The organism is Occallatibacter sp. (genome assembly GCF_036502485.1).
Lineage (GTDB): Bacteria > Acidobacteriota > Terriglobia > Terriglobales > Acidobacteriaceae > Telmatobacter.
In genome coordinates this window covers 1-5,858 of record NZ_DASXYM010000089.1, presented here as the reverse complement: position 1 = coordinate 5,858, position 5,858 = coordinate 1, and the positions used below count along the sequence as shown (strand labels likewise).

Annotated in this window: 7 protein-coding genes and 1 pseudogene; 6 read left to right on the top strand and 2 right to left on the bottom strand. The window is 62.2% G+C overall.

What is annotated here, in order from left to right; translation table 11 throughout:
* Positions 1-780 (bottom strand): glycosyltransferase family 2 protein, encoded by a 780-nt coding sequence (locus tag VGL22_RS12720; RefSeq protein ID WP_465267307.1) that lies wholly within the window; start codon positions 778-780, stop codon positions 1-3.
* A 130-nt stretch (positions 781-910) separates the two neighbouring features.
* Between VGL22_RS12720 and VGL22_RS12715 the strand changes: the two genes are divergently transcribed.
* Both VGL22_RS12715 and VGL22_RS12710 read left to right on the top strand, forming a co-directional pair.
* On the top strand, positions 911-2,434 hold the full coding sequence (locus VGL22_RS12715) for a DUF3300 domain-containing protein (RefSeq protein ID WP_465267306.1): 1,524 nt from the start codon (positions 911-913) through the stop codon (positions 2,432-2,434).
* Positions 2,435-2,487: 53 nt separating this feature from the next.
* A complete protein-coding gene (locus VGL22_RS12710; protein WP_465267305.1) occupies positions 2,488-3,450 on the top strand; it encodes a DUF2950 domain-containing protein in 963 nt (320 codons plus the stop codon).
* 14 nt (positions 3,451-3,464) lie between these two features.
* On the opposite strand, the gene VGL22_RS12705 is transcribed toward VGL22_RS12710, so the two are convergent.
* Positions 3,465-3,911 carry a DUF1801 domain-containing protein gene (locus VGL22_RS12705; protein WP_465267304.1) on the bottom strand — a complete coding sequence of 149 codons (447 nt, stop codon included), beginning with the start codon at positions 3,909-3,911 and terminating at the stop codon, positions 3,465-3,467.
* A 288-nt stretch (positions 3,912-4,199) separates the two neighbouring features.
* Between VGL22_RS12705 and VGL22_RS12700 the strand changes: the two genes are divergently transcribed.
* The 4 genes and pseudogenes from VGL22_RS12700 to VGL22_RS12685 all read left to right on the top strand — a co-directional run.
* Positions 4,200-4,475 (top strand): carboxymuconolactone decarboxylase family protein, encoded by a 276-nt coding sequence (locus VGL22_RS12700; RefSeq protein ID WP_465267303.1) that lies wholly within the window; start codon positions 4,200-4,202, stop codon positions 4,473-4,475.
* 123 nt (positions 4,476-4,598) lie between these two features.
* Positions 4,599-4,793 carry a carboxymuconolactone decarboxylase family protein gene (locus VGL22_RS12695; protein ID WP_465267302.1) on the top strand — a complete coding sequence of 65 codons (195 nt, stop codon included), beginning with the start codon at positions 4,599-4,601 and terminating at the stop codon, positions 4,791-4,793.
* Positions 4,794-4,813: 20 nt separating this feature from the next.
* Entirely contained in the window at positions 4,814-5,176 is a 363-nt protein-coding gene (locus VGL22_RS12690; RefSeq protein ID WP_465267301.1) for a hypothetical protein, read from the top strand.
* Between the two features lie 12 nt (positions 5,177-5,188).
* Positions 5,189-5,566, top strand: a pseudogene (locus tag VGL22_RS12685) (deiodinase-like protein); the annotation flags it as partial.
* Positions 5,567-5,858: the final 292 nt, after the last annotated feature.

Here is a 5,858-nt window from a genome sequence, read left to right as displayed (position 1 = left end):
CTACTGTAGACTCCCCTTCCGCCCGATCCACCACGCCTTGATGAACTTCCAATGGATGTACACGGAATGGTTCAGGTGCAGCAGCAGGCCCTCGCGCCCATCCAGAAATCCCAATCGGAAGAAGTAGTTATAGAGGAACGTCGCCCAGGGATTCAGCAGGCAGTTCCACACAAAAGACCAGAACGTCGGGCTGGTTCGTCCCTTCGCGGCCAGAAGCTGCGCAATCTCCGAGCTGTAGCGGTTCATGTGCTCCAGGTAGATGGGCAGATTCGGGTAGGCATAGTGAAGCATGTCGTGCTTCAGCTTGCCCTTGGCTCCCTGGTGCTGGGGTGTAGAGTGCGGTCCCACCCCTTCATTGAGCCGCGCCGCCCCCCGCTTGAACAGGCGCAGCTTGTGGTCGGGATAGAACCCGCCGTGGCGCATCCATCGGCCCATGATCAGGTTCAGGCGCGGAACCCAGTAAGCGGTGTACGGGGGCTCGCCGGACAGCAGAGCCTGGATTTCGGCCTGGAGTTCGGGCGTCAGAGGCTCGTCCGCATCCTGCAGCAGGATCCAGTCCTGCGTGCACAGGTCCAGCGCCACATTCTTCTGCTCGCCGTGCCCCCCAAAGGCGTGATAGCTGGTGTGGGCGCCGTAGGACTGCGCGATCTCAAGGGTACGGTCGCGAGAGCCGGAGTCGACGACGATGATTTCGTCGGCCCACTTGACAGTTTCGAGCGTGCGGGCCAGGTTCGCCTCTTCATTCATGGCGATCATGGCAACGGACAGGGTCTGGCGCATAAAAGGCAAGGATAAATGAGCACCGCCTGCCTGCACGTCGCCCGTCACCCCCCGCCGGGTGCACTAACACAATTGACAGTTCCGTCCCCGCCACGAGGCCCGGTAACGTTCGGCGTCTGGAGCAAGTACGATGGCAAACTGCCGGCAATCGATATCCGCGCTCGTGTGTGCTTCTCTCGTGTTCAGCTCGATTGGGCTCAACGGCTGCAAGAAAGAAGCCCAGGCCCAGGCTCCGCCGGCTACCTACGCGGTGCCCTCGCCCGATGAACTCTATCAGTTGGTCGCCCCCATTGCCCTGTTTCCTGACAAGCTCCTGGCCCAGGTGCTCGCGGCTGCCACTTATCCCGAGCAGGTCACCGAGGCCGGGAATTGGGTCCAGCAGAATGCCGCGCTCAAGGGCCCGCAGCTCATGCAGGCCGTAGATCAGCAAAGCTGGGATGTGAGCGTGAAAGGCCTGACCCAGTTCCCCGACGTACTGGATCAGATGTCGAAAAACTTGTCGTGGACCTCGGCTCTGGGCGATGCGTACTTCAACTCTCCGCAGAACGTGATGAACGCCGTACAGGTGATGCGTCAGCGCGCGCAGCAGGCAGGGAGTCTCAAATCGACTCCGCAGCAGAACGTCAGCGTGCAGAACGAAGCGCCGTCCTCCGCCCCCGTGCCGGCCTCCTCCGGCGACGACCAGCAAGTTACCGTAGTCCAGCCCCCGCCCCAAACCATCGTCATCGAAAGTTCCCAGCCAAACGTGGTCTATGTGCCGAGCTATAACCCGACGGTGGTCTATGGCGCGCCGGTGGCCCCGTATCCGGGCTACTCCACCGCCGCCATGGTCACCACCGGCCTGGTCTCGTTTGGAGTGGGGATGATGGTGGGCGCGGCCATGAGTGGCGGCTGTTGTGGATGGGGCTATAACTCGTGGGGTTGCGGATGGAACAACGCCAGCGTCAGCTATAACCGCAACACCTATGTCTCCACGTCCAACACCTTCTCCAACCGGTCCAACTACAACGGCAACACCAGCAATATCAATCGTGGCAACCAGGTGAACCCGCTGAATAATCGGGCTGGCAATGGTGCCGGCAATCGCGGCGGAGTGGGTGACCGCAACGGCGCCGGCGGCCGCAACGGCGTGGGAGACCGCAACGGCGCCGGGGGACGCGGAGGCGTGGGGGATCGCGGCGGCGACCTCGGCAGCAGCCCGCGTTTCGATTCCGGCCGCAATCAGCCGGGACTCGGAGATCAGGGCCGCGGAGATCAGGGCCGCGGGAATCAGGGTCGTGGTGATCAGGCTGCCGGCGGCCGCGGCAATAGCGCCGGCGCGCGTCCATCGCAGCAGCCGGATTTCGGCGGCAGAAATCAGGCGGCTCAGCCGCGTGCAAGCACCAATGACCGCCAGGCTGCCCGCGGCTATGGGGATAAATCGTCGAACCGCGCCGGCAACAATGCGCTGGGTAACTCCGGGCAGGGCGGCAACGCACGCGCCAACAGCAGCCGCGGCCAGCAGAGTCTGAATGGCGGCGGCAATCGCGGCGGCAGCAGCGCTTCGGCACGCCCCAGCGGCGGTGCGAATCGCAGCGCAGGAGGAGGCGGCGCGAGCCGCGGCAGCGGAGCTGGCAGCAGTGGACGCAGTCGGGGAGGCGGCGGCCGCCGCTGAGGCTCACCTTCGTTCAGAACCAGCTCTCCAGCCCACAAATCAGGAGGATCCAGGTGAAACACTCGTGGAACATTCCCGGAGCGCCGGGCAGTCTCCTCTCCGCCGTGCCATTTCTTGCCGCAGCGGTCCTGGTTTTGAGCTTTCACCAGCCAGGGGTGCGCGCCCAGTCTTCCGGCGAAAAGACGTTTGCTTCGCCGGGCGACGCGGTCCTGGGTCTTTACACGGCCGTGAAGAAGGGCGACAACGCCACGCTCGATGCGATCTTCGGCTCCCAATCGGCCAAAATTCTCCACACCGGCGACGATGTCGCGGATAAGAATGCCATCGATAAATTCCTTCGCCAGTATGAGCAGATGCACCGCGTGGTGATCGAGCCGGATCAGACCGCTACGCTCTACGTGGGTGCGGCGAACTGGCCCATGCCCATTGCTCTGGCCAGGAACAGCGGAGGGCAATGGTACTTCGATACGGGGCGCGGCCTGCAGGAGATGCTGTACCGGCGCATTGGCGCCAATGAAGTGGATGCGATCGAAGTGCTCCACACCCTGATCGGGGCGCAGAAGGAGTACGCCTCCGCGCCGCACGACGACGGCAAGACGAAGCAGTATGCCGCCAGGTTATTCAGCGAAGAAGGCAAGCACAACGGGCTCTACTGGAAGACCGCGGACAACGAGGCGCCCAGCCCCATCGGCCCCCTGCTTGCCGATGCTTCCGACGAAGGCTACCGACGCAAGCAGGGGCAGCCCAATCCCTTTCACGGATACATCTTTCGCATGCTTACGCGGCAGGGCGCGTCTGCCAAAGGGGGCGCGCACGACTACATGACCAATGGCGTACTGACCCGCGGCGTGGCGTTCGTGGCCTATCCCGCCGAGTATCGCAACTCCGGCGTCATGACCTTCATCGTCAACCAGGACGACGTGGTGTACGAGAAGGACCTGGGGTCGGATACAGCCAGGCTGGCGGCTGCGGTCACGGAGTACAATCCCGACAACACGTGGGTGCTGGACGAGTAGACGGCATCCGAATCTTAGCCCTTTGGCGATGCCTTTTTGGACGCCGGTCGAGGCTTGCTTTTGGAAGCAAGATTGAGGGCCACGGCTGCGCGTATCAGATCCTTCAAGGCAGCCTCGTTGATCTTGTCGTTCTCATGGAGATCGACCGCGCGCCGGACATTCCCGTCCAGGCTGGAATTGAACAGGCCCTCCGGGTCGGGCAAAGACGCTCCGCGCGCGAACGTGAGCTTCACCACGCTCTTATACGTCTCGCCGGTGCAGACAATGCCGCCATGCGAGAAGACCGGAGTGCCTGGATTGGTGGCCTTGGCCCACTTCCACTCTTCAACGATTTCAGGATCGGCTGCGTGGATGAGATCGCGGACCTTTGCGAGCATCTCTCCGCGCCAGTCGCCAAGCTCCCTGACCTTGGCGTCAATGCGCTCAGCAGCAGATCCGAATTGAACTTCAGCGGTCGTCATGATTGGCTCCTGTTTGAAAAGGCTGCGTTGCGGCGCGATGGCCAGACGCGCAAGGATCGCGCGGCGCGTCGGATCGGCGAGTGCCGCGAATGTGTGGCTGAGCTGATCCTGCATCGTTAATAAACCACCCGGTTAAATAACCGGCCGGTTCAATGTAGAGCGCCTCCGCTCCGGTGTCAACCTGGCTATTTCGGGGAGCCGCTCTCCGGGATCGCCCAACCAAAGGATGGATATGTGCGAAGAATCCCCATGCTATAGTTCGGTCACTCAGAGATTCCCCTTCAAGCTATGCCTGAACAGGTTCCAAACGAAGAGCTGAAGATTCCGGTCATTGAAGACCGCGACGCTGCCGGCGAGGTGGCCGCTGTCTATGACGAGTGGCGCGCCAAATCAGGCCGCGCCATGATGCCGGGCATCCTGAAGTGCTTCAGCCACCGGCCTGACTTTCTGCGCGACGTGATGAAGTTCGGCGACACCGTGCACTTCTCCGAGGGGCACCTGGACCGCAGGACCAAAGAGGCCATCGCAAGCTGGGTGTCCTATCTGAACCGCTGTCCATATTGACTGGACTCCCATGCCTACTTCCTGCGTGTTCAGGGAGCCGAAGAAAAGACAGTACAGGCAATCGCAAAGGGCGATCTCGATGCCGCGGAGCTGACCCCGGCGCAGCGGGCGCTTCTCGATTACGTGCAGAAGGTCACCGAGGCCGCCTACAAAACCACGCACGAGGATGTGCAGGCGCTGCGAGACCACGGCTGGAAGGACGAGCAGATCGCCGAGGCGGTGTACATTACGGCGATGTTCGCGTTCTTCAACCGCGTGGCCGATGCCTTTGGCATTGCCCCCATGGGTTACCTGGAGATGAATAAGGTGTCCACTTAGCAGGAACAAGGAACAACGGCATGGATACGACAGCAGTCCAAACTCCGGCAACAAAGAAGCCGCACCGGCGCCTCTGGCGCTGGGTGGGCGTGAGTGCTTCTGTCTGCTTCCTGTGCTGGGTTGGCCTGGTGAGCTATGTGAACTGGGCTATGCACCAGTCGCCCGAGGTGTTTGGCGGAGTGATGGCCAAAATGCCCATGCCCGCCTTCTTCGTTCTGCCGTTTGAGACGCTGTGGGGCCGCGCCCGCGCCGGGCGCCTGAATCCGGGAGATGCCTCTCCGGACTTCACCGTGAGAGAGTTGCAGGGCGCCGAGGCGCCCGTGGAACTCGCCGCTCTGTGGAAGGACCGGCCCGTAGCGCTGGTTTTCGGCAGCTATACGTGACCGCCTTTTCGGCGGGAGGTTCCCGCCCTCAACAAGCTGTCGGAGCAGTATCGCGGCAAGGTCGATTTCTACGCGATCTATATTCTTGAAGCGCATCCCACCGACGTGTGGCAGATGCAATCCAATGTGCGCGACAGGGTGCTGTTTGCCACTCCGAAGAACGACGCCGAGCGTACCGGAGTAGCCATTGCCTGCTGGCGGAAACTCGGTATCAAGTTTCCGGCGCTCGTGGACGGGATCGACAACCGCGTAGAGGCAGCCTATACGGGCTGGCCGGACCGGTTGTACCTCATTGACCGCGGCGGTAAGGTCCTTTACAAGAGCAAGCCGGGGCCGTTCGGCTTCCATCCCGGGGAACTGGCCAACGCCATCCAGCAATTGCACCCGTAAGAACACGGCAATCCCTCCGTCCTCGCGGAGATCCGCCGCGCCGCCATCGAGCGTCCCCACATGGAAGCTGGGCATTTCGAGCCGCTCTTTGCCCGTGGTAGATTGAAGGTCCACAGGAGTCGAGCCGAATGGGGACAGGAATCCATCTTCCGGATCACAACGAGACCATCGATCTGCAGCAGCAGGTCTTTCGCCTGCAGGCGCTGCTTGAGGCTTCCCGGCAGGTGCACGCGACCATCCGCGAAGAAGAAGTGCTCGAGTCCGTGCTGCGGATTGTCGTGCGTGAGCTGGA